The 26,386-nt window shown below is 70.3% G+C and carries 24 protein-coding genes and 4 pseudogenes; 21 read left to right on the top strand and 7 right to left on the bottom strand.

What is annotated here, in order from left to right; all coding sequences use genetic code 11:
• The first annotated feature begins 154 nt into the window (after positions 1-154).
• Positions 155-946, top strand: coding sequence for a 5'-methylthioadenosine/adenosylhomocysteine nucleosidase (locus OJJOAM_RS11115; protein ID WP_422647976.1), 792 nt, complete (start codon positions 155-157; stop codon positions 944-946).
• 82 nt (positions 947-1,028) lie between these two features.
• Here OJJOAM_RS11115 and OJJOAM_RS11110 read toward each other — a convergent pair whose 3' ends face one another.
• The gene (locus OJJOAM_RS11110; protein ID WP_422647975.1) at positions 1,029-1,274 is read right to left on the bottom strand and encodes a hypothetical protein; all 246 of its coding nucleotides are present in this window, start codon (positions 1,272-1,274) and stop codon (positions 1,029-1,031) included.
• A gap of 325 nt (positions 1,275-1,599) precedes the next feature.
• Here OJJOAM_RS11110 and hemA point away from each other — a divergent pair, with 325 nt between their 5' ends.
• The 6 genes and pseudogenes from hemA to OJJOAM_RS11080 all read left to right on the top strand — a co-directional run bounded on the left by hemA (position 1,600) and on the right by OJJOAM_RS11080 (position 6,923).
• Positions 1,600-2,904, top strand: a complete 1,305-nt coding sequence (gene hemA / locus OJJOAM_RS11105) for a glutamyl-tRNA reductase (RefSeq protein WP_422647974.1) — start codon at positions 1,600-1,602, stop codon at positions 2,902-2,904.
• Positions 2,905-3,040: 136 nt separating this feature from the next.
• Positions 3,041-4,124 (top strand): annotated as a pseudogene (gene prfA, locus OJJOAM_RS11100) (peptide chain release factor 1).
• Positions 4,125-4,397: 273 nt separating this feature from the next.
• On the top strand, positions 4,398-4,724 hold the full coding sequence (locus OJJOAM_RS11095; RefSeq protein ID WP_006577776.1) for a hypothetical protein: 327 nt from the start codon (positions 4,398-4,400) through the stop codon (positions 4,722-4,724).
• A gap of 131 nt (positions 4,725-4,855) precedes the next feature.
• Positions 4,856-5,749 carry a peptide chain release factor N(5)-glutamine methyltransferase gene (gene prmC, locus OJJOAM_RS11090; protein WP_422647973.1) on the top strand — a complete coding sequence of 298 codons (894 nt, stop codon included), beginning with the start codon at positions 4,856-4,858 and terminating at the stop codon, positions 5,747-5,749.
• A gap of 246 nt (positions 5,750-5,995) precedes the next feature.
• The gene (grxD, locus tag OJJOAM_RS11085; protein WP_006577774.1) at positions 5,996-6,307 is read left to right on the top strand and encodes a Grx4 family monothiol glutaredoxin; all 312 of its coding nucleotides are present in this window, start codon (positions 5,996-5,998) and stop codon (positions 6,305-6,307) included.
• 16 nt (positions 6,308-6,323) lie between these two features.
• Positions 6,324-6,923, top strand: a complete 600-nt coding sequence (locus tag OJJOAM_RS11080) for a UbiX family flavin prenyltransferase (protein WP_265632910.1) — start codon at positions 6,324-6,326, stop codon at positions 6,921-6,923.
• Positions 6,924-7,001: 78 nt separating this feature from the next.
• Here the strand turns inward: OJJOAM_RS11080 and OJJOAM_RS11075 are convergent, their stop codons facing one another.
• The 3 genes and pseudogenes from OJJOAM_RS11075 to OJJOAM_RS11065 all read right to left on the bottom strand — a co-directional run bounded on the left by OJJOAM_RS11075 (position 7,002) and on the right by OJJOAM_RS11065 (position 10,210).
• On the bottom strand, positions 7,002-7,220 hold the full coding sequence (locus OJJOAM_RS11075) for a hypothetical protein (protein WP_422647972.1): 219 nt from the start codon (positions 7,218-7,220) through the stop codon (positions 7,002-7,004).
• A gap of 305 nt (positions 7,221-7,525) precedes the next feature.
• Positions 7,526-9,046 (bottom strand): aldehyde dehydrogenase family protein, encoded by a 1,521-nt coding sequence (locus OJJOAM_RS11070; RefSeq protein ID WP_422647971.1) that lies wholly within the window; start codon positions 9,044-9,046, stop codon positions 7,526-7,528.
• A pseudogene (locus tag OJJOAM_RS11065) lies at positions 9,043-10,210 on the bottom strand (saccharopine dehydrogenase C-terminal domain-containing protein). Before OJJOAM_RS11065 ends, OJJOAM_RS11070 begins: the two are co-directional and overlap by 4 nt.
• Before the next feature lie 325 nt (positions 10,211-10,535).
• Here OJJOAM_RS11065 and OJJOAM_RS11060 point away from each other — a divergent pair.
• Together OJJOAM_RS11060 and dapB are read left to right on the top strand one after the other, a co-directional pair.
• Complete coding sequence (locus tag OJJOAM_RS11060) at positions 10,536-10,985, top strand: Lrp/AsnC family transcriptional regulator (RefSeq protein WP_053822624.1); 450 nt, start codon at positions 10,536-10,538, stop codon at positions 10,983-10,985.
• Positions 10,986-11,301: 316 nt separating this feature from the next.
• Positions 11,302-12,111, top strand: coding sequence for a 4-hydroxy-tetrahydrodipicolinate reductase (gene dapB, locus OJJOAM_RS11055; RefSeq protein WP_422647970.1), 810 nt, complete (start codon positions 11,302-11,304; stop codon positions 12,109-12,111).
• Between the two features lie 192 nt (positions 12,112-12,303).
• Here the strand turns inward: dapB and OJJOAM_RS11050 are convergent, their stop codons facing one another.
• From OJJOAM_RS11050 to OJJOAM_RS11040, 3 genes are all read right to left on the bottom strand, one after another.
• Positions 12,304-13,101, bottom strand: a complete 798-nt coding sequence (locus OJJOAM_RS11050; RefSeq protein WP_422647969.1) for a hypothetical protein — start codon at positions 13,099-13,101, stop codon at positions 12,304-12,306.
• Positions 13,102-13,369: 268 nt separating this feature from the next.
• Complete coding sequence (locus OJJOAM_RS11045; protein WP_422647968.1) at positions 13,370-14,326, bottom strand: Bug family tripartite tricarboxylate transporter substrate binding protein; 957 nt, start codon at positions 14,324-14,326, stop codon at positions 13,370-13,372.
• 180 nt (positions 14,327-14,506) lie between these two features.
• Positions 14,507-16,027, bottom strand: a complete 1,521-nt coding sequence (locus OJJOAM_RS11040) for an acyl-CoA synthetase (protein WP_422647967.1) — start codon at positions 16,025-16,027, stop codon at positions 14,507-14,509.
• Positions 16,028-16,188: 161 nt separating this feature from the next.
• On the opposite strand from OJJOAM_RS11040, the gene OJJOAM_RS11035 reads away from it, so the two are divergent.
• The 12 genes and pseudogenes from OJJOAM_RS11035 to OJJOAM_RS10980 all read left to right on the top strand — a co-directional run bounded on the left by OJJOAM_RS11035 (position 16,189) and on the right by OJJOAM_RS10980 (position 26,386).
• The gene (locus OJJOAM_RS11035) at positions 16,189-17,112 is read left to right on the top strand and encodes a LysR substrate-binding domain-containing protein (protein WP_422647966.1); all 924 of its coding nucleotides are present in this window, start codon (positions 16,189-16,191) and stop codon (positions 17,110-17,112) included.
• A 140-nt stretch (positions 17,113-17,252) separates the two neighbouring features.
• Positions 17,253-17,774 carry a winged helix-turn-helix transcriptional regulator gene (locus OJJOAM_RS11030; RefSeq protein ID WP_422647965.1) on the top strand — a complete coding sequence of 174 codons (522 nt, stop codon included), beginning with the start codon at positions 17,253-17,255 and terminating at the stop codon, positions 17,772-17,774.
• 205 nt (positions 17,775-17,979) lie between these two features.
• On the top strand, positions 17,980-19,311 hold the full coding sequence (locus tag OJJOAM_RS11025) for an MATE family efflux transporter (RefSeq protein WP_422647964.1): 1,332 nt from the start codon (positions 17,980-17,982) through the stop codon (positions 19,309-19,311).
• A 268-nt stretch (positions 19,312-19,579) separates the two neighbouring features.
• Complete coding sequence (locus OJJOAM_RS11020) at positions 19,580-20,719, top strand: metallophosphoesterase (RefSeq protein ID WP_422647963.1); 1,140 nt, start codon at positions 19,580-19,582, stop codon at positions 20,717-20,719.
• A gap of 232 nt (positions 20,720-20,951) precedes the next feature.
• Positions 20,952-21,368, top strand: a pseudogene (locus tag OJJOAM_RS11015) (AraC family transcriptional regulator ligand-binding domain-containing protein); the annotation flags it as partial.
• A gap of 22 nt (positions 21,369-21,390) precedes the next feature.
• Positions 21,391-22,056 carry a helix-turn-helix domain-containing protein gene (locus OJJOAM_RS11010; RefSeq protein ID WP_422647962.1) on the top strand — a complete coding sequence of 222 codons (666 nt, stop codon included), beginning with the start codon at positions 21,391-21,393 and terminating at the stop codon, positions 22,054-22,056.
• A 209-nt stretch (positions 22,057-22,265) separates the two neighbouring features.
• Positions 22,266-22,517 (top strand): annotated as a pseudogene (locus tag OJJOAM_RS11005) (tripartite tricarboxylate transporter substrate binding protein); the annotation flags it as partial.
• Positions 22,441-23,259: a tripartite tricarboxylate transporter substrate binding protein gene (locus OJJOAM_RS11000; RefSeq protein WP_422647961.1), complete on the top strand. Its 819-nt coding sequence runs from the start codon at positions 22,441-22,443 to the stop codon at positions 23,257-23,259. The pseudogene OJJOAM_RS11005 and the gene OJJOAM_RS11000, both read left to right, overlap by 77 nt.
• A 177-nt stretch (positions 23,260-23,436) precedes the next feature.
• On the top strand, positions 23,437-24,621 hold the full coding sequence (locus OJJOAM_RS10995; protein WP_422647960.1) for a lipid-transfer protein: 1,185 nt from the start codon (positions 23,437-23,439) through the stop codon (positions 24,619-24,621).
• A gap of 3 nt (positions 24,622-24,624) precedes the next feature.
• A complete protein-coding gene (locus tag OJJOAM_RS10990) occupies positions 24,625-25,068 on the top strand; it encodes a MaoC family dehydratase N-terminal domain-containing protein (RefSeq protein ID WP_422647959.1) in 444 nt (147 codons plus the stop codon).
• Between the two features lie 13 nt (positions 25,069-25,081).
• Complete coding sequence (locus OJJOAM_RS10985; RefSeq protein WP_422647958.1) at positions 25,082-25,501, top strand: MaoC family dehydratase; 420 nt, start codon at positions 25,082-25,084, stop codon at positions 25,499-25,501.
• 60 nt (positions 25,502-25,561) lie between these two features.
• Positions 25,562-26,386: an SDR family NAD(P)-dependent oxidoreductase gene (locus OJJOAM_RS10980; RefSeq protein ID WP_422647957.1), complete on the top strand. Its 825-nt coding sequence runs from the start codon at positions 25,562-25,564 to the stop codon at positions 26,384-26,386.

Below are 26,386 nucleotides of genomic sequence, written 5' to 3'. Positions count from 1 at the left end.
GACTCTGGTCTCTGGACTCTGGGCGCAAGGCTCAGAGCTCAGGGCTCAGGGCTTAAGGCTTAGGTCCCGGGCTTGCGGTTCGGGCCCCCGGCTCCCGCTGCGCGCGCAGCCGCACCGTGATCCATCCCGTTTTCCGTTTCGATCCCCAGACACCATGACCCTCGGCATCCTCGCCGCCCTCCACGACGAAATCGACGGCCTGATCGCCGCGATGCGCCATGACCACGCCCGCGCCACCGTGCATCGGATCGGCATGCGGGACTACTACGTCGGCGAGCTGTACGGGCAGCGCTGCGTGGTGGTGCTGGCGCGGGTCGGCAAGGTGGCGGCCGCGGCGACCACGGTGACGCTGATCCGCGAGTTCGGAGTGGACGGCATCGTCTTCACCGGCCTGGCGGGCGGCATCGGCGCGGGCGTGCAGGTCGGCGATCTGGTGGTGGCCGATCGCACCGTGCAGCACGACATGGACGCGCGTCCGCTGTTTCCGCGCCATCAGGTGCCGCTGCTGGGCCGGGACGAATTCCCCACCGATCCGGCGCTGACGGCCGCGCTGCGCGAGGCGGCGCAGGCCTTCCTGGCGGAGGATCTGGCCAGCGCCGTGCCGGCCGCGGTGCGTGCCCGATTTGGCGTCACTGCGGGCGTCACTGCGGGCGTCACCGCGCCCAACCTGCATCTGGGCATGATCGCCAGCGGCGACCAGTTCATCGGCGCGCCGACCACGGTGGCGGAACTGCGCGCACGGCTGCCCGGACTGCTGGCGGTCGAAATGGAAGGCGCCGCGGTCGGCCAGGTTTGCCACGAATACGGCGTGCCGCACGCGGTCATGCGGACCGTATCGGACCGGGCCGACGACAGCGCCCATGTCGATTTCCCGGCGTTCCTGGCCGAAGTGGCCAGTCATTACTCCGAGGGCGTGATCCGGCGCTTCCTGGCGGCGCGGCGGTGAGGCCGCACGCGCAGTCGTGAGGCTGGGCGCGGCGGTGAGGCCGCACGCAGCCGTGAGGCTGGGGCGCGCAGAAGGCCGGCGCTCAGCGGCCGCGCCGGGCGAACAGGCCGGCCAGCCCGACCAGCAGTGCCGCGCCGAGGATCGCGGCGGTCCAGCCGCTGAGTTGCCCGTCGATGAACCAGCGCAGCGCGCGGCCCAGGTAGAAGCTGGCGAGCGCGCCGACGCCGCCGAGCAGCAGCGCCATCGCGACGGTCAGCACCGGTCCGCGCGGATGCATCGCCCGCGCCACCAGTCCGACCACCATGCCCACCAAGAACGTCCCCAGCATCGCCCGCTTCCGTTGTTCGACTATCCGCTCGATCCGCCGCCGCCCCGGGGCCGCAGCGGCGTAACGATAACTCAACTCGGCGTGCGGACCGATATCAGACAGTCCCGGCCGGCCCGCGAACGCAAGGATCGCGCCCGGGCGGTATAATGCAAGCCGTCCCGGCGGCGCTCGACCAGGGCCCGAATAGATTCAAGACGCTCCGCAACCTGCGCAGGCAGTACGCAGGCGATGCAAGAGCAATATGTGCGCCGCCATGCCCAGCGCAGGCAACGCTGCCGCGAGGCCGGAATGGCCCGGCAGCCGGACAGCGACAAGTCCCCAAACCATGCAACTGCTCGCAATCGGAATCAATCACAACACGGCGCCCGTCTCGCTACGCGAACGGGTGGCGTTTCCGCTCGAGCAGATCAAGCCGGCGCTGGGGGCGCTGCGCACCCAGCTGGCCGGCAAGCGCGGCACCGAGGCCGCGATCCTGTCGACCTGCAACCGGACCGAGATCTACTGCGCCACCGACCTCGTGCTGTCCGGCTCCGAAGGCTTCGAGCACACGCTGCGCTGGCTGGCGCAGCACCACAACATCCCTGCCGGCGAACTGGCCCCGCATCTGTACGCACTGCCGCAATCCGAGGCGGTGCGCCATGCCTTCCGCGTGGCCAGTGGCCTCGATTCGATGGTGCTGGGCGAGACCCAGATCCTGGGCCAGATGAAGGACGCGGTGCGTACCGCCGGCGAGGCCGGCACGCTCGGCACCTATCTGAACCAGCTGTTCCAGCGCACCTTCGCCGTGGCCAAGGAAGTGCGCGGCCAGACCGAGATCGGCGCGCATTCGGTGTCGATGGCGGCGGCCGCGGTACGGCTGGGGCAGCGGATCTTCGAGAGCATCTCGGGCCAGCGCGTGCTGTTCATCGGCGCGGGCGAGATGATCGAGCTGTGCGCCACGCATTTCGCCGCGCAGAGTCCGCGCCAGATCGTCGTCGCCAACCGCACGGTGGAACGCGGCGAGAAGCTGGCCGAGCAGCTGGCGGCGCAAGGACTCAATACCGAAGCGATCCGCCTGTCCGAGCTCGGCTCGCGGCTGCACGAGTTCGACATCGTCGTCTCCAGCACCGCCAGCTCGCTGCCGATCATCGGGCTGGGCGCGGTCGAACGCGCGGTCAAGCAGCGCAAGCACCGGCCGATCATGATGGTCGACCTGGCCGTGCCGCGCGACGTCGAGCCCGAAGTGGCGCGGCTCGATGACGTGTTCCTCTATACCGTCGACGACCTCGGCGCGATCGTGCGCGAAGGCAACGCGATGCGCCAAGCCGCGGTCGCGCAGGCCGAGGCGATCATCGAAACGCGCGTCCAGCATTTCATGCACTGGCTGGAGACGCGCAGCGTGGTGCCGGTGATCCGCGAACTGCAGGCCAACGGCGAGGCGATGCGCCAGGCGGAACTGGAACGCGCGCGCAAGATGCTGGCGCGCGGCGACGATCCCGAGGCCGTGCTCGAGGCGCTGTCGGGCGCGCTGACCCGCAAGTTCCTGCACGGCCCGACCCACGCGCTGAACCACACCCAGGGCGAGGACCGCGAGGCGCTGCTGCGCCTGGTGCCCGGCCTGTTCCGCCACAGCAGCCACTCCGAGCGCTAGCCGCGCTCGCCGCGAGCGTCCGCGCCGCCTCTGCGCCTTTGCGCCGACGGCCTCGCCCGCACCGCCGCGCCCCGCCCCTGCGGCATCCGCCCGCATCAGGCGGCGCCCCGCAGCCAGACGCCAAATCCGGATTCCGATGAAAGCCAGCATGCAAGCCAAGCTCGACCAACTGGCCGAGCGCCTCGACGAAGTCAACGCCCTGCTCGCGCGCGAGGACGCGACCGCGAACATGGAGCAGTACCGCAAGCTGACGCGCGAGCATGCCGAGCTGTCGCCGGTGGCCGAGCAATATGCGCACTACCGGCAGGCGCAGGACGACCTGGCCACCGCGCAGGCGCTGCTCGACGATCCGGAGATGAAGGCCTTCGCCAGCGACGAGATCGATGCCGCGCGCGCCAAGCTCGAACAACTGGAGGCCAGCCTGCAGACGCTGCTGCTGCCCAAGGACCCCAACGACGACCGCAACCTGATCCTGGAAATCCCGCGCCGGCACCGGCGGCGAGGAGAGCGCGCTGTTCGCCGGCGACCTGCTGCGGATGTACACGCGCTATGCCGAGCGGCAGCGCTGGCAGGTCGAGATCATGAGCGAATCGCCGTCGGACCTGGGCGGCTACAAGGAAGTGATCGTCCGCATCGCGGGCGAGGCGGCGTTCTCCAGATTGAAGTTTGAATCGGGCGGCCACCGCGTGCAGCGCGTGCCGGCCACCGAGGCGCAGGGGCGCATCCATACCTCGGCCTGCACGGTCGCGGTGATGCCCGAGGCGGACGAGCTCGGCGAGATCGAGATCAATCCGGGCGATCTGCGCGTCGACACCTTCCGCGCCTCGGGCGCCGGCGGCCAGCACATCAACAAGACCGATTCGGCGGTGCGGCTGACCCACCTGCCGACCGGCATCGTGGTCGAATGCCAGGACGACCGCAGCCAGCACCGCAACAAGGACAAGGCGATGAAGGTACTGGCGGCCCGGCTCAAGGACATGCAGCTGCGCGCGGCGCAGGCGAAGGAAGCCACCACGCGGCGCAATCTGATCGGCTCGGGCGATCGCAGCGACCGCATCCGCACGTACAACTTTCCGCAGGGCCGGGTGACCGACCATCGCATCAACCTGACGCTGTACAAGATCGACATGATCATGGACGGCGATCTCGACGAACTGGTCGGTGCGCTCGCGGCGGAACACCAGGCCGATCAGTTGGCGGCGCTGGGCGAAGACGCATAAGGCTAGCGGGACGCGCGCGACGTGCGCGACGTGCGCGACGTGCGCGACGTGCGAGGCGTGCGAGGCGTGCGAGGCGTGCGAGGCGTGCGAGACGTGGGATTACGGGCGCTGATAATCGCTACGGTTGTTTTCCGCCGGCAAAATACTTGTATTTCTTGTAAATGCCTGAAACAGCCATGGTAACGACATGGTTGGTCGCTATAATCGGAAACGGCTAACCCGGCACAAATACCGGGCGAGTCTTTTCTCGATAACGGACAAAAGGACGAAATCATGAAGAAACTGCTTGCGTTGTTGATGGTCACCGCTGCAGTGGCTGCTTGCGGCAAGAAGGATGAAGCCCCCGCCTCGTCGAACGTCGACAGCGCGATGGCCAGCGCCGCCGAATCGGCGAAGTCCGCCGCCAGCGACGCCGCCGCGGCTGCGGAATCCGCCGCCGACGCCGCCAAGGCCGCGGCCAGCAACGCAGCTTCGGACGTGTCCGCCGCCGCCGAGCGCGCCAAGGACGAGGCGGCCGCCGCCATGGCGAACGCCAAGGACGCCGCCAGCAACGCGGTCAACGAGACCGCCGACAAGGCCAAGGAAGCGACCAAGAACTAAGCCGTCGCCCGCGCCGTACCGAGCCCCGCCACGGCAGTGCGCCGGCGGGGCTCTTCTCTTTGAAGGCGCATGGCGCATCGCGCCGCGGCCAATGCCTTTCGCGCCCGCGCGCCGAACCTCCGATTCCTCGAATGACCGATTCCCCGTCCTCCGCACCGCTGCCCGCCGGCACCCTGCCGGCGCAGGCGACGCTGCGCGAGGCCCTCGCCGCCATGACGCAGGCCGGGCTGCCGGCGCTGGAAGCGCGCATGCTGCTGACCCACGTGACGGGCCTGACCCGCACGCAGCTGATCACGCGCGATACGCAGCCGCTCGACGCCGCCCAGCATGCCGCGCTCGCCGCGCTGTTCGCGCGGCGGCTGGCGGGCGAGCCGATGGCCTATCTGCTTGGCGAGCGCGAGTTCTACGGCCGTCCGTTCCGCGTCAGTCCCGCGGTGCTGATTCCGCGCCCGGACACCGAGATCGCGGTGCAGGCAGCGCTGGCCAGATTGGCGGGCGTGCAGGCGCCGCGGGTACTCGACCTCGGCACCGGCTCGGGCATCCTCGCCGTCACGCTCGCTTGCGAACGGCCCGATGCGCAGGTTTGGGCCACCGACATCTCGCCGGCCGCGCTCGATGTCGCGCGGGACAACGCGGCGGCGCTGCGCGCCGACCACGTCCGCTTTCTCGAATCGGATTGGTATTCGGCGCTGCCCGACGATGCCCGCTTCACGCTGATCGTCAGCAACCCCCCCTATATCGCGGCCGGCGATCCGCACCTGTCCAGCGGCGACCTGCGCTTCGAGCCGGTCGATGCGCTGACCGACCATCGCGACGGGCTGTCCGACCTCGCGACCATCGTGGCCGGCGCCGGCGCGCATCTGGAAGCGGGAGCATGGCTGCTGATGGAGCACGGCTTCGACCAGGGCGAGGCGGCCCGGCAACTGCTGCGCGATGCGGGCTTTGCCGAGGTCTTCACCGAGCGCGACCTGGGCGGCAACGAACGCTGCAGCGGCGGGCGGTGGCCGGGCGGGAACGCGGGGTAGAGGACTGGCTAGAGGGCCAGGTACAGGGCCGGGTACAGGGCCGGCTTCCACGCGCCCGAGGCCCGGTTCAACGAGGCCCCGGCGCGGATCCGGCGCGGGTCCAGCGCCTGAAGCCGCAGTCCGAATCCGGTAGAATCTTCCCGATCCCGCGCGCCACCCTTAGGCTTTTCATCCCATCGGCCGGCGCGCGTCTCCGATTCCATGGCGCGCGGTTCGCCTCAGCGCCAACCTTCCGAAGCGAAAATCATGAGTGACGTGCAACAAAAGATCGACCAGATCGTCAAGGGCCATCCCGTCGTGCTGTTCATGAAGGGCACGGCGCAGTTCCCGATGTGCGGTTTCTCGGGCCGCGCGATCCAGATCCTGAAGGCCTGCGGCGTCGACGCGCCGATGACGGTCAACGTGCTGGAAGACGACGGCATCCGCCAGGGCATCAAGGAATACGCCAACTGGCCGACCATTCCCCAGCTCTACGTCAACGGCGAATTCGTCGGCGGCTCGGACATCATGATGGAGATGTACCAGAGCGGCGAGCTGCAAACCCTGCTGAAGGGCTGAGGTTCTGGAGCCCGCGATGAGCGCCGGGCCCGCCGCCGCGCCGCGGCGCGTGATCGTCGCGATCACCGGTGCCACCGGCGCGGTCTATGGCGTGCGCCTGCTGCAGGTGCTGGGCGCGGTCGCCGACGTCGAGACGCATCTGCTGATCTCGCCGGCGGGCGTGATGAACCTGCAGCACGAACTGGACATCGGCAAGGCCGAGACCGAGGCGCTGGCCGACGTGGTGCACAACGTGCGCGATATCGGCGCGACCATCGCCAGCGGCTCGTTCCGCGCGCAGGCGATGGTGATCGCGCCGTGCTCGATGCGCACGCTCGCCGCGATCGCGCATGGCCTGTCCGACAACCTGATCACCCGCGCGGCCGACGTCACGCTGAAGGAGCGCCGCAAGCTGGTGCTGATGGTGCGCGAGACGCCGCTGAACCTGGCGCATCTGCGCAATATGACTGCCGTCACCGAAATGGGCGGCATCGTCTTTCCGCCGGTGCCCGGCTTCTATCAGAAGCCCGATACCATCGCGCAGCTGGTCGACCATACGATCGGCCGCGTGCTCGACCTGATCGATGTGCCGCAGACGCTGGCGCCGAGCTGGGCCGGCCTGAACGGACAGATCTGAGCCGCGCGCATCGCGGCGCCTCGCCGGCCACGGTGGCCACCTCACGTATTAACGCTTTAGCGCTTCCGCGCTCAGCGCTCAGCGCTCAGCGCTCAGCGCCAGTGCCCCCCGTCCATGGCCGTGGCCATGCCCATGCCAGTGGCCGTGTCCGCCGCGGTAATAGCCGCGGTACGGATAGCCGTAGTAGTAAGGCCGCGGCGCGACCACCACCGGCGGCGGCGCGACATAGACGGGTGCCCCCACGCCGACCGTGACGCCGGCATCGACCGGCGCCGGGTAGACGGCGCAGCCGGACAAGCCTGCCGCCGCCACTGCCCCCCAGACCTGCCAACCACGCTTTCATTTTTTGCCCCTGTTATACGGAATCGATGACGCCGTTATACGGGGCGGCTTGGTAATACGGGGTCAGGGCCCTGTAACCCACGTTACCGTTCCCTACAAGCCGGGGGGCGGGCCCGACCGCCGTTCGGCATAGGACCGGACAGGGACCGGAGAGGGACCGGACAGGGACCGGAGAGGGAAGACGCACCTAGAGGGACGCGCCGCCGCGGTAACCCTCGTTAACCCTTGCAGCGGCCCGCCTTCGCCCGCCTTCGCCCGCCTCACAGATCGAAGCGGATGCCCTGCGCCAGCGGCAGCGCGTCGCCGTAGTTGATCGTATTGGTGGCCCGCCGCATATAGCCCTTCCACGCATCCGAGCCCGATTCGCGCCCGCCGCCCGTCGCCTTTTCGCCGCCGAAGGCACCGCCGATCTCCGCGCCGCTGGTGCCGATATTGACGTTGGCGATGCCGCAGTCGCTACCGGCCGACGACAGGAAGCGCTCGGCCTCGCGCAGCGACTCGGTAAAGATGCACGACGACAGGCCGTGCGCCGCCGCATTGTTCAGCGCGATGGCCTCCTCCAGCGAGGTGTACGGCATCAGGTACAGGATCGGCGCAAAGGTCTCGGTCAGCATGGTGTCGTGCTGCGTGTCGGTGACCACCAGCGCCGGCCGCATATAGCAGGCATGCGGATAGCGGTCGGCCAGCAGCCGTTCGCCGCCATGCACCGCATTGCCCTGAGCGCGGCAGCTGGCGAGCGCGTTGGCCATGTTGTCGCCGGCGGCGCGGTCGATCAGCGGGCCGACCAGCGTGCCCGCTTCCAGCGGATCGCCGACCGGCAGCCGCGCGAAGATCTGCGTCAGCTGCTCGCGCACCGTGCCGAACAGGTCGACATGGACGAAGGCGCGGCGCAGCGTGGTGCAGCGCTGTCCGGCGGTGCCCGCCGCGGCGAACGTCATCGCGCGCAGCGTCAGCGACAGGTCGGCCGACGGCGCGACGATGGCGGCGTTGTTGCCGCCGAGCTCGAGGATGCTGCGCTTGAACTGGCCGGCGCAGGCGATGCCCACCTCCCGTCCCATCCGCGTCGACCCGGTGGCGCTGACCAGCCGCACATGGGGATGCGCGACCAGCCGTTCGCCCAGTTGCCGCCCACCGCACAGCACGGTGGCGATGCCCACATGCTCGGGCGCCGCGGCCTCGATCACGCGATCGAGCAGCGCCTGCACCGCCAGCGCGCACTGCGGCGTCTTCTCCGACGGCTTCCACACCACCGCATTGCCGCACACCAGCGCCAGCGCGGCATTCCACGCCCACACCGCCACCGGGAAGTTGAACGCCGAAATCACGCCGCAGACACCGAACGGATGCCAGGTCTCGCGCATCGCATGCTGCGGCCGCTCGCTGGCGATCGTCAGTCCATGCAGCTGGCGCGACAGGCCGACCGCGAAGTCGCAGATGTCGATCATCTCCTGCACTTCGCCCAGCCCTTCCTGCAGGATCTTGCCGGTTTCGAGCGAGACCAGTTCGCCGAGCGCGCTGCGATGTTCGCGCAGCACCTCGCCGAAGCGCCGCACCACCTCGCCGCGCACGGGCGCGGGCACCAGCGCCCAGCCGCTCTGCGCGGCGTGCGCCTGCGCGATGCGCGCGTCCGCCTCGTCCGGGCTGCAGGCGGCGATATGCCCGAACACCTCGCCGTCGATCGGCGAGCGCGCCGGCAGCGCGCCGTGGCCGCCGGCGCCGTCGCGCCAGGGAATGGGCTGGCCGATGGCGCGCCAGCAGCGCTCGAATGCGTCGGCTTTCATGCGAGGGCCTCCTGTAGCGGATGGCAGGTGTAGTGCCTGCCGAAACGGTTGGCGAGGAAGGCCTCGAGCCGCATGTCCTCCTGGCGGACGAAGCCCCGTTGCGGCAGCTGGCCGGCGATCACCATGTCGAGCGCGGCGCAGACGCCCGCGGCGGTGGTCAGCTGGATCGCGTTCAGATGGCCATGCTCGCTCTCGGCGCCGCCGATGCGGGCGGAGAACGAGGCCTGCGTCAGCGGGCCGAGGCGTCCGTCCTCGCCGGCCGCGCGGCCCGTGGCGCTGGCGAACACCACCACCACGTCCTGCTCGGTCAGCGGAATCGCGCTGTCGAAGATCTCGCGCAGCCAGTCGCGCCGTTCGCGCAGCCGCAGGTCGTCGAGCAGCAGCTTGATCACCGCGCAATGGCCAGGATAGCGGATCGACTTGTAGTCGACGTGGCGGGCGCGCCCGGCCAGCGTTTCGGGCAGCGTACCGAGCCCGCCCGAGGTATGGAAGGCCTCGTACTCGATGCCGTCCGGCGCGAAGCTCTCCAGCCCCTCGAGCGCAGGCACCTCGACGCGGCGGCCATCGACGATCGCCTCGCAGGGGTTGCAGTACTCGTTGATCAGGCCCTCGGTGCTCCAGGTCAGGTTGTACTTCAGCGCATTGTTCGGATAGCGCGGCAGCGCGCCGACGCGCATGCGCAGGTCCAGCAGCTGGCCGCCGCCGCGCAGGAAGCGCTGCGCGAGGTCGTGGCCGACCACGCCGATAAAGCCCGGCGCCAGCCCGCACTGCGGCATCAGCACGGCGCGCGCATCGGCGGCCAGCGCGCGGATCGCCCGCGTGGCCGCGACGTCCTCGGTCAGGTCGAAGTAGTGCACGCCCAGTTCGGCGGCAACGGTCGCCACCGGCACCGCGGCATGGAAGGGCAAGGCGTTGATCACCGCGGCGGCGCCGTCCAGCGCCGCCAGGCAGGCCTGCCGCTCGGAGGGGATCGGCCAGGCGCGTGGAGACGCCAGCCGGCAGCGCGTCGAGCGCGTCGCGGTAGCGGTCGACCACGGTCACCGCGTAGTCGCCGCTGTCCTGCAGCATGGCGGCGATGGTGCGGCCGATCTTGCCGGCACCGAGCACGGTGACGGGCAGCGCCGCACCGGAACGAGCCGAAGGGAAGGAGAAATTGTTGTTCATGACGGTCCTCCGACGCGGGGAATGGAAGCGCGCAAGTGTCGCGAGGGGTGGCCACGGGCGGGAGCGCCGTTGCCATCCCGTACCCCAAGTATGGTGTGGAGCGCCGTCGGATTGAACAGACAACATCGACAAAAACAGGCCATAATCGGTCGAATCGGCGCCGTATCTCGACGAAACGACGAGACCCCGGCGCCGCACCGCACCGCACCGCACCGCACCGCACCGCACCGCACCGCACCGCACCGCACTGGACCGGACCGGACCGCACCGGCCGGAGCCGAAGGCGGAGCCGGAGCCGGAGCCGGAGACCATAGACGGAGACCGCATGACCGACCTCGACCAGACCGACCGTCACCTGCTGTCGTTGCTGCAGGCCAATGCCCGCGACAGCGCCGCCAACCTGGCCCGCAAGCTAGGCATCGCCCGCACCACGGTGGTCGCCCGCATCGCCCGGCTGGAACGGCTCGGCGTGATCGCCGGCTATGGCGTGCGGCTGGGCCAGCAGATGGAGGACAACGCGATCCTCGCCTTCTGCGGGCTCTCCGTGCAGCCGAAGACCGCGCCGACGGTACTGCGCGCGCTGCAGCGCTTCCCCGAGGTGGTGGAGCTCGATTCGGTCAGCGGGCCGGTCGACTACATGGCGGTGATCCGCTGCGATACGCATGCGCGGCTGGACCGGCTACTCGACGAGATCGGCGCGCTCGACGGCGTCAATCACACCAGCACGTCGATCGTGCTGGCCCGCAAGATCGACCGGCGGCGGCCGGTGGGGTGACGGGCAGCCTCGGCTTCGGCATTGGGGCTCCTTGGCGTCCCCGCCCCCCTGCCCCTGCTCCTGCCCCCTTGCCCGCGCCCCCGCGCCCCCCGCATCCCCGCGTCCCCGCATCCCCGCGTCCCCGCGTCCCCGCGTCCCCGCGTCCCCGCGCACCCGCGCACCCGCGCACCCGCGCTCCCACGTCCCGATGCCCTCGCGCCCCGGCGCCCCCGCCCCGCACTTCCGGCGCCCGCCAGCGCACATCGCCCAAACGCGGCAAACTGGCGGCCCGTTCGCAAGAACGCAGCATCGCAACATCGCTTCAGGAGGAATCCCGATGAACACAGCAATCCGTGTCGCCGTGGGCGGCGTGACCGGCTGGGCCGGCGGCGAACTGGCGCGCGGCGTCGCGCACGCGCCGGATATGACGCTCGTGGCCGGGCTGTCGCGCGGCGCGGTGGGCCAGACGCTGGCGCAGCTGACCGGCCACGCCGACACGCCGGGCAAGGCCGTTGCCAGCATCGCCGAGCTGGCCGGCACGCCGTACGACGTCTACGTCGAATACACCAAGCCGGACATCGCCAAGCACAACATCCTGCAGGCGCTGGCGCAGGGCGCGCACGTGGTGGTCGGCACCTCGGGGCTGTCCGACGAGGACTATGCGGAGATCGACGCCGCCGCGCGCGCGGCCGACCGCGGCGTGCTCGCCTGCGGCAATTTCGCGATCACGGTGGTGCTGCTGCAGAAGTTCGCCGAGATGGCCGCACGCCATCTGGACCAGTGGGAAATCATCGACTACGCCAAGGCCGGCAAGGTCGATGTGCCGTCGGCCACCGTGCGGGAACTGGCCTACCGGCTCGGGCAGGTCAAGGCCGCCACGCAGACGGTGCCGCTGGACCAGGTCAAGGGACCGGTGGAGACCCGCGGCGCCACGATGTCCGGCACGCAGGTGCATGCGGTGCGGCTGCCCGGCTATCAGCTGGGCGTCGAGGTGATCTTCGGCGCCGACGGCCAGCGTCTGCATCTGAAGCACGAGGCCGGCGACGGCTCCAAGCCCTATGTGTCTGGCGCGCTGCTGGCAATCCGCAAGGTGCACACGCTGCGCGGCGTCGTGCGGGGCCTGGACAAGGTGATGGAAGGGCTGTAGGCCCGCAGGGACTCCGAATAGGCTGGCACGGACTCCCAGTACGCCGACTGGGACTCAAAGTACGCCGGGCCCGGCAAAAGGCGGAGGCCCGGCGACTTTCGCTCTGCTCGGCAACCGGCATATCGCTCGATCAACCGGCCGGATTCCCGCCTGCGCGGGAACGACAGCAAATACGGACGACGCAGGCCGGGCTTACCAGCTGCCCGGCTTGCCGCCGCTCTCGCCCTTCTTCGGCTTCTGCACCACGGCCTTCGGCGCGCTCGGTGCCGAGGCAGCGCCCGGGTTCAGTTGCTGCGTGATGGCCGCATCCTTCTGCGCCATCACGGTGCGGGCGCGCGGCAGCAACAGCTCGATGCTGCCGGTATCGGGATCGTCGGGAATCGAATAGACCTCGACGGTCAGCGGCGCCTGCATCCATCCGGCATGCACGCTGTTGACGGTCTTGCCGTCCTTGTCCAGCAGCGCCACCTGCTCCTCGCGGAACGGCTTGCCATAGCGCGCGGTCAGCGTGCGCAGCGTCGACCGTTCCGAGCGCACGCCGTCGGTCGGCACGATCAGGCCGACCAGCGCATTGCGATCGACCACCGCCAGCGCATGGGGGCCGTCCATGAAGGCGGGCCGCTGCTTGCGGGGCACGCCGACCTGGCGCATCGCGCCATCGCCACGCACTTCCACGCAGAAGGCGGTCACATCGGTGCCGTCGGGGGTGCGCTTGTCGGCGCAGTCGGGCAGGTCGGGCATCGGATTGCCGATCTTCAGCGCGCCGAGCATCGGGGCCAGCATGTCGGCATCGGACGACGCGGACTGGGTCGCGGGGGACTGGGCCGCAGGCGTTGCAGAGGCGGAGGTGGCGGTGGGGTTGGAGGCCGACTTCGCGGCGTTCGCCGGCTGAGCGCCGGCCGCGCTGGCAGCATGGACTGCAGGCGCCGCGGCCAGCACACCGGCCGCGGTAAAACCGGCCATAGCGAGGCCGGCAAGATGGAATCGCATTCAAACTCCTGATTTTGGGGTCGGGCGTTGGAGCGGCCGGGCCGCCCGATGTTCCGAATGTGACGCCGCCGCGAGCGATCGACCCGCCCGGAGGCGCGCGGGCGTTGCCGGCGGCTCACATTAAGCGCGCGTGGCGGCGGCGCTGCGGCAAATTGGCTCGCGGGGGCCCATGCGGGTCCGCCCGGCTGACGCAGGCGGCCGTGGGCGACAACGGCGCACAACTATACCGGCTTCCGAGCATCGCTCCCGCGGCGCCCGCCCTCCCCCCTCAATCCAGCGAAATATTCTTCGCCCGGATCACCTTGCCCCAATGCTCGCGGTCGGCGGCGACGTAGCGGTCGATCTCCGCCTGGCTCATCGGCTGCAGCACCTGCAGGCCCAGGCCGTTGAAGGTCGCGCGGAACTGCGGATCGCGCAGCGTCTGGTCGGCCGCGGCGCGCAGCTTCTCGATCGCCTCGGGCGGCGTCTGCGCCGGCACCGCCAGCCCGAACCAGGTCGCCGCCTGGAAGTTCGGATGGCTCTCGGCGACCGTCGGCACATTGGGCAGCACGTCGAGCCGGTTGCGGCTGGTCACCGCCAGCGCCTTCAGCTTGCCGGCCTTGATATGCGGCAGCGAGGTGCTGACCACATCGACCATCAGCTGCACGTCGTTGGCCAGCAGCGCCGCCAGCGCCGGCGCGCTGCCGTTGTACGGCACATGGGTCAGCTCGATGCCGAGCTCGGTCTTGAGCATCTCGGTGGCCAGCTGCAGCGCATTGCCCAGGCCCACCGAGCTGTAGTTCAGCTTGCCGCCCTGGCTCTTCGCATAGGCGGCGAACTCGCGGATGTTGTTCGCCGGCACCTGCGTATTGGTGACCACCACCAGCGGCACCTCGGCGCCGATGCTGAAGATCTTGAAGTCCTTCGGCGGGTCGTAGGTGATCTTCTTGTACAGCATCGGGTTCAGCACCATGCTGCCGTTGGTCGCGAAGCCGACCGTATAGCCGTCGGCCGGCGCGCGGGCGACCAGGTTGGTGCCGATCATGGTGGCCGCGCCGGGCTTGTTGTCGACGACCACCGGCTGCTTCAGTACCTTGCTCATGCCCTCGGCCAGCGCGCGGCCGAACTGGTCGGTCGATCCGCCCGGTGTGTACGGCACGATCAGCTTGATCGGGCGGTCCGGATAGGCCGCGCCTGCCGCAGTCACCGCACCGAATGTCGCCGCCAACACGAGCGCAGACCTCATCGCAACCCTCAGCGCAGACCTCAGCGCAACCCTCGGCGCCAACGTCAGCGCAGACCTCGCCCCCACCGCCGCGATGCCCCGCCGGGCCCGCCTTCCCGCATTCCAGCCTTCCATGGTGTCTCCTTCGTTATGTGCTGCTTCGTGGTGTGCTGCGTTCCGGTGGGGCGATGCCCGCCGCGTTCAGACGCGCCGCGTCCGCCCCTGCCAGTATTGGTCGCGCAGGCGGCGTTTGGCGAGCTTGCCGGTCTCGTCGCGCGGAAGTTGTTCGGCGATCACGATGGTGCGCGGCACCTTGAAGCCCGACAGCCGCTCGCGCAGCCAGCCGATCATCTGCGCCTCGTCCAGGCGCTCGCCCGGCATCGGCTGCACCATCGCCAGCAGCCGCTCGCCGTATTCGTCGTCGGGCACGCCGAACACTACGCAGTCGGCCACGCCCGGATAGCGCACCAGCTGATGCTCGATCTCGGCCGGATAGATGTTGACGCCACCCGAGATCACCATGTCGGACGCGCGGTCGCACAGGAACAGATAGCCGTCGGCGTCGACGTAGCCCATGTCGCCCAGCGTCACCAGGCCGTCGACGTCGATCGCGCGCCGCGCCGCGTCGTTGTTGCGATAGGTGAAGTCGGGGTAGGCGGGCTGGCGTACGTAGATCAGGCCCACTTCGCCGGTCTCGCACGGCGTGCCGTCCTCGCGCAGGATGCGCACGCTGGCCTGGTCGACCGGCCGGCCCGCGGTGCCGGGCTTGGCCAGCGCATCGGCGGGCGTGGCGACGGTGATCATGCCGGCCTCGCTCGACGCATAGGTTTCGTGGATCACCGGGCCGAGCCACTCCAGCATCGCGCGCTTGACCTCGGGCGCGCACGGCGAGCCGGTCGAGGCGACGAAGCGCAGCGACGACAGGTCGTAGCGCCGGCGTACCTCGTCGGGCAGCTTCAGCAGCCGCACATACATGATCGGCACCAGGTAGACGACATCGATGCGATGCCGCTCGATCAGTGCCAGCACCTCCTCGGCATCGAAGCGCGGCGTCAGCACCAGGCGCTCGGCGATCTGCAGCGCGTTCTGGATGAAGACCCCGGGCGCGCTGTGATACAGCGGCGCCGACATCAGCGCGCGGCAGCCCGGCACGATGCCGATCGACTGCGCGACGACCGAGCGCATCGCGGCCTGCTGCGCGTCGAGGCGGTCCAGCGGCACGGCCTGGCGCAGCACGCCCTTGGGCCGGCCGGTGGTGCCGGAGGTGTAGGCCATATGGCCGCGCGGGGCCACGCGCGGGCCGTCATAGGGCGGCTGGGCCGCGAGCCAAGGCTCGTACGCCACGGCGTCGAGCGCCTGGGCATCGCGCGCGGGTTGGGCGGCCGCTTCGCCGACCGCCAGCACCGGCATGCCCGCCGGCACCGCGGCCTGCACCGCCGGCAGCAGGTCGGCATGGGCGATCAGCACCTTGGCGCCGCTGTCCTCGAGCAGGTAGCGCACCTCGTCGGCGGTGAAGTGCCAGTTGATCGGGCAGTAGTAGCAGCCGGCGGTACGGCAGGCGTGGACGATGTCGGCGAACGGCGCGTCGTTGCGCAGCAGCACCGCGATCACGTCGCCTTCCGCCACGCCGAGCGCGCGCAGCCCGCCCGCCAGCCGGCTGCCGCGCGACAGCAGTTCGTCGCCGCTGCGATGTAGATCCTGGAACCAGAGGTCCGCCGCCATTCGAGTGCTCCTTTGCGCTGGGCGCGCGTGCGGGCACGGGCGCCGTCATATTGAGGGGTCACTGTAACGGCGGGCACCGCCGTCGACAATTGCCTGGCCGCGCAGCACAATGTTGAGCCCAGCGCGACAATCCCCCCGAGCAATCCCCCGATGGACGCACCATGGACCTGAACCTGATCCAGGCCTTCGTCGATATCGTCGACGCGGGCAATCTGGCCGAAGCCGGCCGCCGGCGCGGCGTCACGCGCTCGCAGGTCAGCCGGCAGCTGCGTGAGCTGGAGGTCCAGGCGGGCGCACAATTAATGCGCCGGACCACGCGCCGGCTGGAGCTGACCGAGCCCGGCCACGCCCTGTACCGCCACGGGCTGGCGATCCTGCGCGAGGTCGCCTCGGCGCAGGCGGAGATCGACAGCCTGGGCAAGGCGCTGCGCGGCCATGTTCGGCTCAGCGTGCCCACCGGTCTGGGCGACACCTTCGTCGCGCCGCTGCTGCTGGCCTTCGCCGAGCGGCATCCGGGCATCACGCTGCGCGTCTTCTTCAACAATCGCGTCAACGACCTGATCGCCGCCGAGATCGACGTGGCGCTGAAGGTCACCTCGCAGCCGCCGCTGGATCACGTGGCGCGCGACGTCTGCGCGATCGAATGGGGCCTCTATGCGGCGCCGTCCTATCTGGAACGGATCGGACCGATCCGGGTGCCGGCGGACCTCGCCGCGACCGACTTCCTGTGCCCGCCCTACTTCGCCCGCCCCTTCGAGCTGCATCTGATGCGCGGCGGCGAACGCGATGCGGTGCAGCTGCTGCCGCGCCTGCAGTCCGAGCACTTCCCCTTCCTGATCCGCGCGGTGCAGGCCGGCCACGGCGTCTGCCTGCTGCCGGTCTACGCCGGCTGGCAGGACGCGCACGCCGGCCGGCTGGTACAGGTGCTGCCCGACTGGCGGCCGGAAGGACTGGGCGACCGCCTGTATCTGATCACCACGCCGAACCCGCATCCGCCGATGGCGACGCGCGCGCTGATCGACTTCCTGCGCGAGCAGATTCCCGCGCTGCCGGTGTTCCGGGACGCGCCCGACGGTTCAGTCTGAACCGCGTCCGGACCTGCGCCGGACGGCGGCGAGCCAGTCCGCCCATCCGATCCTCACGCACTTTCAATTTGCAAGCTAGAATGCTTGCAAATTGAAAGTAGAGTCATTGGCAAGACCAATCGGAAACAGACGGAGGAGACGTGGGCCATACCGACTTTGCCAGCATGCCCTGCCCGATCGCCCGCTCGATGGCGGTGCTGGGCGAGCGCTGGGCGATCCTGCTGATGCGCGAGGCCTTCTATGGCAGCACGCGCTTCGACGAATTCCAGCGCAACCTGGGCATCGCGCCCAATATCCTGAGCGCGCGGCTGAAGACGCTGGTCGAGCACGGCATGTTCGAGCGCGTGCCGGCCGAGGGCGGCGCGCGCCACCATTACCTGTTGACCGACAAGGGCCGCGATTTCTTCCCGGCCTTCGTCGCGCTGAAGGCCTGGGCCGATCGCTGGATGACCGACCGCGGCCCGATGACGGTGCTGCTGGACCGCCGCACCGGCGACGAGATCGCCGCACCGGCGCTGACCCGCGCCGACGGCAGCACGGTCACGCTGGACGACCTGCGCGTCACCGCCGGTCCGGCCGCCGGCAACCACCTGCGCCGCCGCTTCGCGCCCGAAACCGATACCGTCGAAGCCACGGAGGCAGGCGATGACCGAACTGCATGACGCCGTACGGGTGGGCGCGCCTGCCGGGGCGTTTCCGACCCGCGCTCCGACTCGGACTCCCGGTCCCGCTTCCGAACGCGTTTCCGAACGCGTTTCCGAACGCGCTTCCGAACCCGCCTCCGAACGCGCTTCCGAACCCGCTTCCGAACCCGCTGCCGCTCCCGCTTCTGCTCTCACCCCCGCACCCGCTGCGGCCGGCGCCGCGATGGCGGGCGCGCCCGGCGTGGCGCCGCCCCGCGCGGTGCTGCGGGCCATCGTCAAGCTGGCCGCGCCGACCAGCCTGATCGCGCTGCTGCAAGCCGTCGCGCAATTGATCGAGACCTGGCTGGCGGCCCGCCAGGGCACCGCGGCGCTGGCCGGCTGGGCCGTGGTGCTGCCGTTCGCGCTGCTGCTGCAGCAGATGTCGACCGGCGCGATGGGCGGCGGCGTGGTGTCGGCGATCGCCCGCGCGCTCGGCGCCGGCAAGCGGGAGGACGCCTCCGCGCTGGTGCTGCACGCGCTGATCATCGCGGCCTTGGCCGGGCTGGCGTTCGCCATCGCGCTGGCGGGCTTTCCGCATGCGGTGCTCGGCGCGGTGGCCGGTGCGACGGCCGCCGAGGCCGCCGCCGGCTATGCGATCTGGCTGTTCGGCGCCGGCGCGGTACCGGCCTGGTTGTCCAACACGATGGCGTCGGTGCTGCGCGGCGGCGGCCGCCATGCGCTGGCGGCGCGCGTGCTGTCCCTGATGTGGGTCGCCTTCCCGCTGCTTGCGTGGGCGCTCGCCGAGCCGGCCGGCATGGGCCTGGCCGGCATCGGCGCCGCCTTCGCGCTGGTGTCGTGGGCCGCGGCGCTGGGCATGGCGGTGGTGGTGCTGCGCGGCGGCGCCGGCTTCGTGCCGGTGTTGCGCGTGCGGCCGAACGCGGCGCTGTTCCAGCGCATCCTGTCGGTCGGGCTGGTCGCCTGCGGGCTGGCCGCGCTGGCCAACCTGGCGACCATCCTGGTGACCGCGCAGCTGCGTCCCTACGGCACCGCGGCCGTCGCCGCCTACGGCATCTCGGCGCGGCTCGAATTCCTGATGATCCCGCTGGCCTTCGGCGTGGGCTCGGCGCTGACCGCGCTGGTCGGCCGGGCGGTCGGCGCCGGCGACTGGGCCGGGGCGCGGCGCACCGCCTGGATCGGCGCGCTGCTGGCGCTGGCGCTGGCCGGCACCATCGGCATCGCGGTCGGGCTCGCGCCGGCGCGTTTCGCCAGCTGGTTCACCAGCGACGCGGAAGTGGCGGCGATCGCCGCGCGCGCGCTGTCGTGGATCGCGCCGGCCTTCGGCGGCTTCGGCCTCGGCATGGCCCTGTATTTCGCCTCGATGGGCGCCGGCCGGATGCGCTGGCCGATCGCGGCCGGCATCGCCCGGATTGGCCTCGCCGCCGGCGGCGGCTGGCTGCTGGCGCATGTCGGCGGCATGGGGCTGGACGGCCATTTCCTCGGCGTGGCGCTCGGCATCACCGCCTATGGCGCGGTGACGGCGATGGGCGTGCGGCGCGAGGTGTGGTCGGGACGGTAGCGAGGCGGTGGGCCGGCATGGGGTTGAGACGGGGCGGCGCTGAGGTAGAGCCAGGGCGGTAGTGCGGCGCGAAGGCGGCGCTAAGGCGGCGCTGAGGCGGCTGTGAGGCGGCGCTAATGCGGGGGCAAGGCGGCGCTTGGCACCGCCAAAGCGGCGAGGCTGGAACGCGGCCGCCATCGCGGCTCGGCGCCCCACGCATGCGCGCACGCCGTATCCCCCGGTATCGTGCGGCTTATCGTGCCGACGCGGCACGCCTGCCCGGAGCACCATGACCCCTCGCCGATCGATCGTGACGGCCGCGCTGATCGTCGCCCTGCTGCATGTCTATATCGGCGCGCGCCTGCTGCCCGCGCTGCCGTGGCCGCTGGCGGCAAAAGCGCTGGCCGCGCTGTGGCTCGCCGTCTCCACCGTGTCGATGCCGACCGCGCTGCTGGCGCGCCGCTTCGAGCCGCCCTGGGGCGATCGCCTCTCCTGGCTGGGCATGCTGGCGATGGGGCTGTTCTCGACGCTGCTGATCCTGACCGTGCTGCGCGAACTGGTGCTGCTGGCCTGCGCGCTGGCCGGCTGGTATCCGCCCGCGCTGCCGGTCTGGAGCGCCGTCGCCACCGTCGCGCTGGCGCTGCTGGTCTCGCTGCTCGGCTATTGGAACGCGCGGCGGGTCGCGCGCGTGGTCGACGTCGAGGTGCCGATCGCCGGCCTGCCCGCCGCGCTCGACGGCTTCACCATCGCGCAGCTCAGCGACATCCACGTCGGCCCGACCATCAAGCGGCCGTATCTGCAGCGCATCGTCGAACGCGTCAATACGCTCGGCGCCGATGCGATCGCGATCACCGGCGACCTGGTCGACGGCAAGGTGCCGGAGTTGAGGGAACACACGGCGCCGCTGGGCTCGCTGCGCGCCCCGCATGGGGTCTACGTGGTCACCGGCAACCACGAGTACTACGCCGGCGCGCATGCGTGGATCGACGAGCTGCGGCGGCTCGGGCTGCGGGTCCTGCTGAACGAGCACGTGGCGATCGGACGCGACGGCGCCCGGCTGGTGCTGGCCGGCGTCACCGACTTCAGCGCCGGGCATTTCGATCCCGCGCATCGCAGCGATCCCAAGGCGGCGCTGGCGGGCGCGCCGGCCGATGCGGCGGTGCGCGTGCTGCTGGCCCATCAGCCGCGCAGCGCGATCGCGGCGGCCGAGGCCGGCTTCGATCTGCAGTTGTCGGGGCATACGCACGGCGGGCAATTCCTGCCGTGGAACCTGTTCGTGCCGATGCAGCAGCCCTACGTCGCCGGGCTGCACCGCCACCGCAGCATGTGGGTCTATGTCAGCCGCGGCACCGGCTACTGGGGGCCGCCCAAGCGCTTCGGCGCGCCGTCGGAGATCACGCGGATACGGCTGCGGCGCGCGCCGACGTAGCGGGGGAAACGAGCGCGGCGTGGGCACGGCTCGAGCGCCGCGTGAAGCGGCATGACCCATGTCTGGGCAGGGCCAGGGCAAGCGCTGAGCTCGCGGTCGCAGCGCGGCCAGAGCATGGCCAGAGCAAGCCCCGAGCGCCGGCCGACCCCATCCGACGCCGGTCTATAATCGCCGCACCCCGCCGCGCCTGCGGTCCTGCGTGCCGCGCGCGGCGGCAGAGCCTTGCCGCGGCATGCGGTCGCCGCGGCCCTCCTTCGACGCAGTCCCCGTGCGAGCCAGCAGCATCCATGGTCTCCGGTCCGGCCCCATGAACACTGCCAGTTTCACCCACCACACGATCGCCATCCAGCAGGTCCAGCAGACCCTGCTGGGCGCGCGCCATCGCGGCGCCGACATCGCCGCGCTGCTGCGCCGGGCCGGCATCGCGCCGGCGCTGCTCGATTCGCCGGTGGCGCGCGTCACGCAGGGCCAGTACGCGGCGCTGGCGTTCGCGATGCGGCGCGCGATGCGCGACGAGATGTGGGGCCTGTGCAGCCGGCCGCTGCCGCTGGGCAGCTTCGCGCAGTGCTGCCAGATGCTGGTGCGCACGCGCACGCTGGGCGAGGCGATGCAGGCGGGGCTGCGCTACTACCGGCTGCTGATCGACGACTTCGTGCCGCGGCTGCGCCGCCATGGCGAGATCGCGATGCTGTCGTTGTCCCCGCGCGTCCCCCTACGATGCGCGCCTGGCCTATGCGGCCCGTGCCTTCGCGTTTCTCGGCTACGGCCTGGCCTGCTGGCTGGCGGCGCGCCGCGTGCCGCTGATCGGCGTCGACTACCCCGATTCCGAGCTGGGCCCCAGCCCCGACGCCGCGCTGCTGTTCCAGGCGCCGGCGTCCTACGGCCACGACTACACCGGCTGGCGCTTCGAGGCGCGCTGGCTCGATCTGCCGGTGGTGCAGAACGAGGCCAGCCTGCGCGAATTCCTGCGGCACGCGCCCGCCAGCCTGCTGATCAAGTACCGCGACCAGACCAGCGTTACCGAACGCATCCGCCGCATCCTGCGCCGCAACCTGACCGGCGAGCTGCCGACGCTCGAGGACGTCGGCGAGCAGCTGGCGATGACGCCGCAGACGCTGCGCCGCCGGCTGCGCGAGGAAGGCCAGGGCTTTCGCGGCATCAAGGACGACCTGCGCCGCGACGCCGCGATCGAATACCTGGCCCGCCCCGAACTGACGCTGCCCGAGATCGCCAGCCTGCTGGGCTTCTCCGAGGCCAGCACCTTCCATCGCGCCTTCAAGCACTGGACCGGGGTCGCGCCCGGTCAATATCGCCAATCGCATCTGCGCGAGCACTGAGCCGCCTTCGCGCATCGGCGCCCGCTCTGCGGGTTTCCCCGTAGCCGCAGGACCCGCGCGCCGCGACGCGGTCGCCCGCGCTCCGGCTTGATCGTTCATGCCAATGCGATTCAGCGCTTCGGCCATGTATCGGCGCGCGTTGCCTTCCTAGACTGTGGTCACCGTGGCGGCAGGACCGTCGACCAGCGGACACAGAACAGGAGACAGACATGGCAGACACATCGAAGTCGCGCCGGCGCGCACTGTGGGCCCTGGCCGGCGGCGCGCTCGGCGCCTGGGCACCGTGGCCGGCCGCGGCGCTGGCGAAGTCCGACAGCTATCCCTCTCGCACGCTGACGATGATCATGCCGTTCCCGCCGGGCGGCGCCACCGACGTGCAGATGCGTGCGCTGGCGAACGCGCTGTCGAAGGAGATGGGGCAGCAGGTGGTGGTGGTCAACCAGCCCGGCGTCGCCGGCACCATGGGCCCGGCCGCGATGGCGCGCAGCGCGGCGCCCGACGGCTATACGTTCTCGGTGGCCCCCCGCGACGCTGTTCCGCCTGCCGCATCTGCAGAAGGTCAATTTCGATCCGCTCAGCGACTTCACCTATGTGATCTGCCTGACCGGCTATACCAATGGCCTGGTGGTACGCGCCGATGCGCCATGGAAAACGCTGCAGGACCTGTTCGCCGATGCCAAGGCGCGGCCCGGCCAGATCAGCTACGGCTCCACCGGCATCGGCAGCGGCGGCCACGTGGCGATGGAACGGCTCGCGCTGGCGGCCGGGGTCAAGTTCAACTTCATTCCCTTCAAGGGCATGGCCGAGGAAACCACCGCGCTGCTCGGCGGGCACCTCGACGTGATCTCCGACCCGGGCTGGGGCGCGCTGGTCGACGGCGGCAAGGCCCGCCTGCTGGCCACGCTCGGCAACACGCGGCTGCCGCGGCGCCCCAACGTGCCGACGCTGAAGGAGCTGGGCTACGACATCACGGTCAATTCGCCGGTGGGCATCGTCGCGCCCAAGGGCATGGAGCCGGCCGTGCTCAAGACCCTGCATGACGCGCTGCGCAAGGCGATGCGCGACCCGGACTACCAGCGCATGCTGGCCGACTACGACCAGGTCGACATGTACATGAGCAGCGCCGAGTATCGCCAGTACGCGATCGACCAGTTCGCGCGCGAGAAGGTGTTTTTGAGCCAGATCGGCGTCAAGCTGCAATAAGGCGCAACAAGAAGCAACAAGAAGCAGCAAGAAGGAATCCGCCGCAGCCAGGCATCCGGCAAACGCAGGCGGCGCTGATCGTTTCGGCCAAGCGCTTTGGTGGCGCGGGCCATTGGCGCATCGCGGCGCGAGCGGCAAAGTGGGACCACGCAGCAGGCAAACAACGAGGGCCAGACCATGACACGCAACGTCCATGTCGCCGGTGTCGGCATGATTCCCTTCAGCAAGCCGGGCAAGAGCGAGCCCTATATGGTCATGGGCGAGCAGGCCGCGCGCCTGGCGCTCGACGATGCCGGCGTGCCGTACGACGCGGTGCAGCAGGCCTACGTCAGCTACGTCTACGGCGATTCGACCGCGGGCCAGGCGGCGATCTATCGCGTCGGCCTGACCGGCATCCCGGTCTTCAACCTGAACAACAACTGCTCGAGCGGATCGAGCGCGCTGTTCCTGGCGCGCCAGGCGGTGCAGAGCGGCGCGGTCGAATGCGCGATCGCCCTCGGCTTCGAGCAGATGGTGCCCGGCGCGCTCAAGGGCGCCTATGACGACCGCCCCTCGCCGATGGCGCGCTTCGCCGAGACCATGGGCGAGTTGCAGGGCTACGACCCCAACGCCCCGCGCGCGGCGCAATTCTTCGGCGGCGCGGGACGCGACTACGTCAGGCAGCACGGCATCCGCGCCGACACCTTTGCGCGCATCTCGGTCAAGGCGCGCCAGCACGCCGCGCGCAATCCGCTGGCGGTCTTTCGCGACACCGTGACGCTCGACGAGGTGATGGCCGCGCCGATGGTGTTCGAGCCGCTGACGCGGCTGCAATGCTGTCCGCCGACCTGCGGCGCCGCGGCGGCGATCCTGTGCTCGGAAGACTTCGCCCGTCGCCATGGTCTGGACATGCGCGTCACCATCGCCGCGCAGGCGATGACCACCGATACGCCGAGCACCTTCGCCCAGCGCGACATGCGCCAGCTGGTCGGCTACGACATGAGCCGCGCCGCCGCCGCGCAGGTCTACGAGATGGCCGGCATCGGGCCGGAGGACATCGACGTGGTCGAACTGCACGACTGCTTCACCGCGAACGAGCTGATCACCTACGAGGCGCTGGGGCTGACGCCCGAGGGCACCGCGGAGAAATTCATTCTCGAGGGCAACAACACCTATGGCGGCCGCGTGGTGACCAACCCCTCCGGCGGCCTGCTGTCGAAGGGCCATCCGCTGGGCGCCACCGGCCTCGCGCAGTGCGCGGAGCTGACCTGGCAGCTGCGCGGCCAGGCCGACCAGCGCCAGGTCGAAGGCGCGCGGCTCGCGCTGCAGCACAACCTCGGACTCGGCGGCGCCTGCGTGGTGACGCTGTATCAGGCGGCCTGAACCATGATCGATCGCCAATACATCGGACACCGGATGGCGCCCTTCACCGTGCCGGTGGAGGCGGGCAGGCTGCGCCTGTTCGCCAAGGCCACCGGCCAGCACGACCCCGTCTATACCGACGAGTCCGCCGCCCACGATGCCGGCCACCCGGGGCTGCCGGTGCCGCCCACCTTCCTGTTCTGCCTGGAGATGGACGCGCCCAACCCGGCCGCGATCCGCGAACTGCTGGGCCTGGACTATCGCCGCCTGCTGCACGGCGAACAGCGCTTCACCTATCACGCGATGACCTATGCGGGCGACCGGCTGACCTTCGAGCAATGCATCGAGGACATCTACGACAAGAAGGGCGGCGCGCTCGAATTCGTCGTCCGCCGCACCCGCGTCAGCAACCAGCACGGGGCGCATGTCGCCGACCTGCGCACGGTCACGGTGATGCGCCATGGATAACGGAGCCCGATCGATGCCAACGCTGCGCTACGACGCCCTGCAGGTGGGCGACGCCCTGCCCGCCTTCGAGACCGAACCGGTCTCGCGGCTGACCCTGGCGCTCTATTGCGGCGCCTCGGGCGACCACAACCCGATCCACGTCGACACCGACTTCGCGCACGCCGCGGGCCAGCCCGATGTGTTCGCGCACGGCATGCTGTCGATGGCCTATCTCGGCAGGCTGCTGACCAACTGGGTTCCGCAGCAGGCGCTGCGCGACTTCGGCGTGCGCTTCGTCGCCATCACGCATGTGGGCGACCGGCTGACCTGCCGCGGCACCGTGGTCGAGAAGATGGAGGCGCACGGCGAGAAGTGGGTGCGGATCGAACTGAGCACCGTGGACCAGAACGGCGAGGTCAAGGTGGCCGGCGACGCGGTGGTGGCGCTGCCCTGACGACAGTTGGCCAAATCGGAATATCACGGCAATAGCACAGAGACAGGGAGGAGCAGACGCATGAGCAAGCTGCAGGACAAGGTGGCACTGGTATCGGGATCGGGCCGCGGCATCGGCCGCGAGATTGCGCTGAAGCTCGCGTCGGAAGGCGCGCGCGTGGTGGTCAACGATCTCGACGAGGCACCGGCGCTGGACGTGGTGGAGACGATCCGCGCAAGCGGCGGCAAGGCGGCGGCCTGCGTCGGCAGCGTGACCGAGGCGGGCTTTGCGGACCGCTTCGTCAATAGCGCGCTCGAGCAGTTCGGTGGCCTCGACATCATCGTCAACAACGCGGGCTATACCTGGGACAACGTGATCCAAAAGATGAGCGACGAGCAGTGGGAGGACATCCTGGCGGTGCACCTGACCGCGCCCTTCCGCATCCTGCGCGCCGCGTCCGGCTTCATTCGCGAGGCCGCCAGGCAGGAGGCCGAACGCGGCACGCCGGTGTTCCGCAAGGTCGTCAATATCTCGTCGACGTCCGGTGTCTACGGCAACGCGGGACAGGCCAACTACGCCGCCGCCAAGGCCGGCATCAACGGCCTGACGCGCGCGATGGCCAAGGAATGGGGCCGCTACAAGGTCAATGTCAACAGCATCGCGTTCGGCCTGATCAAGACGCGGCTGACCGAGGCCGATGCGCAGGCCGACGCCAGCATCGACATCGCGGGGCGCAAGATCAAGGTCGGCGTCAATCCGCAGATCCTGAAGAACGCCGAGGCGCTGATTCCGCTGGGACGCGGCGGCACGCCCGAGGAAGCGGCCGGCGCGGTCTACCTGTTCTGCATTCCCGAGTCCAACTACGTCAGCGGCCAGGTGCTGGTCTGCGGCGGCGGGCGCCCGTAA

The sequence above is a fragment of the Cupriavidus sp. H18C1 genome (genome assembly GCF_049311595.1).
GTDB lineage: Bacteria > Pseudomonadota > Gammaproteobacteria > Burkholderiales > Burkholderiaceae > Cupriavidus > Cupriavidus cauae.
Note: the sequence above shows the minus strand (reverse complement) of the source record. Positions and strands in the feature narration are given on the sequence as shown.

Coding starts and splice junctions, on each gene's coding strand:
- OJJOAM_RS11115 (WP_422647976.1), top strand. CDS start 155: ATGACCCTCGGCATCCTCGCCGCCCTCCACGACGAAATCGACGGCCTG.
- OJJOAM_RS11110 (WP_422647975.1), bottom strand. CDS start 1,274: ATGCTGGGGACGTTCTTGGTGGGCATGGTGGTCGGACTGGTGGCGCGG.
- hemA (WP_422647974.1), top strand. CDS start 1,600: ATGCAACTGCTCGCAATCGGAATCAATCACAACACGGCGCCCGTCTCG.
- OJJOAM_RS11095 (WP_006577776.1), top strand. CDS start 4,398: ATGAAGAAACTGCTTGCGTTGTTGATGGTCACCGCTGCAGTGGCTGCT.
- prmC (WP_422647973.1), top strand. CDS start 4,856: ATGACCGATTCCCCGTCCTCCGCACCGCTGCCCGCCGGCACCCTGCCG.
- grxD (WP_006577774.1), top strand. CDS start 5,996: ATGAGTGACGTGCAACAAAAGATCGACCAGATCGTCAAGGGCCATCCC.
- OJJOAM_RS11080 (WP_265632910.1), top strand. CDS start 6,324: ATGAGCGCCGGGCCCGCCGCCGCGCCGCGGCGCGTGATCGTCGCGATC.
- OJJOAM_RS11070 (WP_422647971.1), bottom strand. CDS start 9,046: ATGAAAGCCGACGCATTCGAGCGCTGCTGGCGCGCCATCGGCCAGCCC.
- OJJOAM_RS11060 (WP_053822624.1), top strand. CDS start 10,536: ATGACCGACCTCGACCAGACCGACCGTCACCTGCTGTCGTTGCTGCAG.
- dapB (WP_422647970.1), top strand. CDS start 11,302: ATGAACACAGCAATCCGTGTCGCCGTGGGCGGCGTGACCGGCTGGGCC.
- OJJOAM_RS11050 (WP_422647969.1), bottom strand. CDS start 13,101: ATGCGATTCCATCTTGCCGGCCTCGCTATGGCCGGTTTTACCGCGGCC.
- OJJOAM_RS11045 (WP_422647968.1), bottom strand. CDS start 14,326: ATGAGGTCTGCGCTCGTGTTGGCGGCGACATTCGGTGCGGTGACTGCG.
- OJJOAM_RS11040 (WP_422647967.1), bottom strand. CDS start 16,027: ATGGCGGCGGACCTCTGGTTCCAGGATCTACATCGCAGCGGCGACGAA.
- OJJOAM_RS11035 (WP_422647966.1), top strand. CDS start 16,189: ATGGACCTGAACCTGATCCAGGCCTTCGTCGATATCGTCGACGCGGGC.
- OJJOAM_RS11025 (WP_422647964.1), top strand. CDS start 17,980: ATGGCGGGCGCGCCCGGCGTGGCGCCGCCCCGCGCGGTGCTGCGGGCC.
- OJJOAM_RS11020 (WP_422647963.1), top strand. CDS start 19,580: ATGACCCCTCGCCGATCGATCGTGACGGCCGCGCTGATCGTCGCCCTG.
- OJJOAM_RS11010 (WP_422647962.1), top strand. CDS start 21,391: ATGGCGAGATCGCGATGCTGTCGTTGTCCCCGCGCGTCCCCCTACGAT.
- OJJOAM_RS10995 (WP_422647960.1), top strand. CDS start 23,437: ATGACACGCAACGTCCATGTCGCCGGTGTCGGCATGATTCCCTTCAGC.
- OJJOAM_RS10990 (WP_422647959.1), top strand. CDS start 24,625: ATGATCGATCGCCAATACATCGGACACCGGATGGCGCCCTTCACCGTG.
- OJJOAM_RS10985 (WP_422647958.1), top strand. CDS start 25,082: ATGCCAACGCTGCGCTACGACGCCCTGCAGGTGGGCGACGCCCTGCCC.
- OJJOAM_RS10980 (WP_422647957.1), top strand. CDS start 25,562: ATGAGCAAGCTGCAGGACAAGGTGGCACTGGTATCGGGATCGGGCCGC.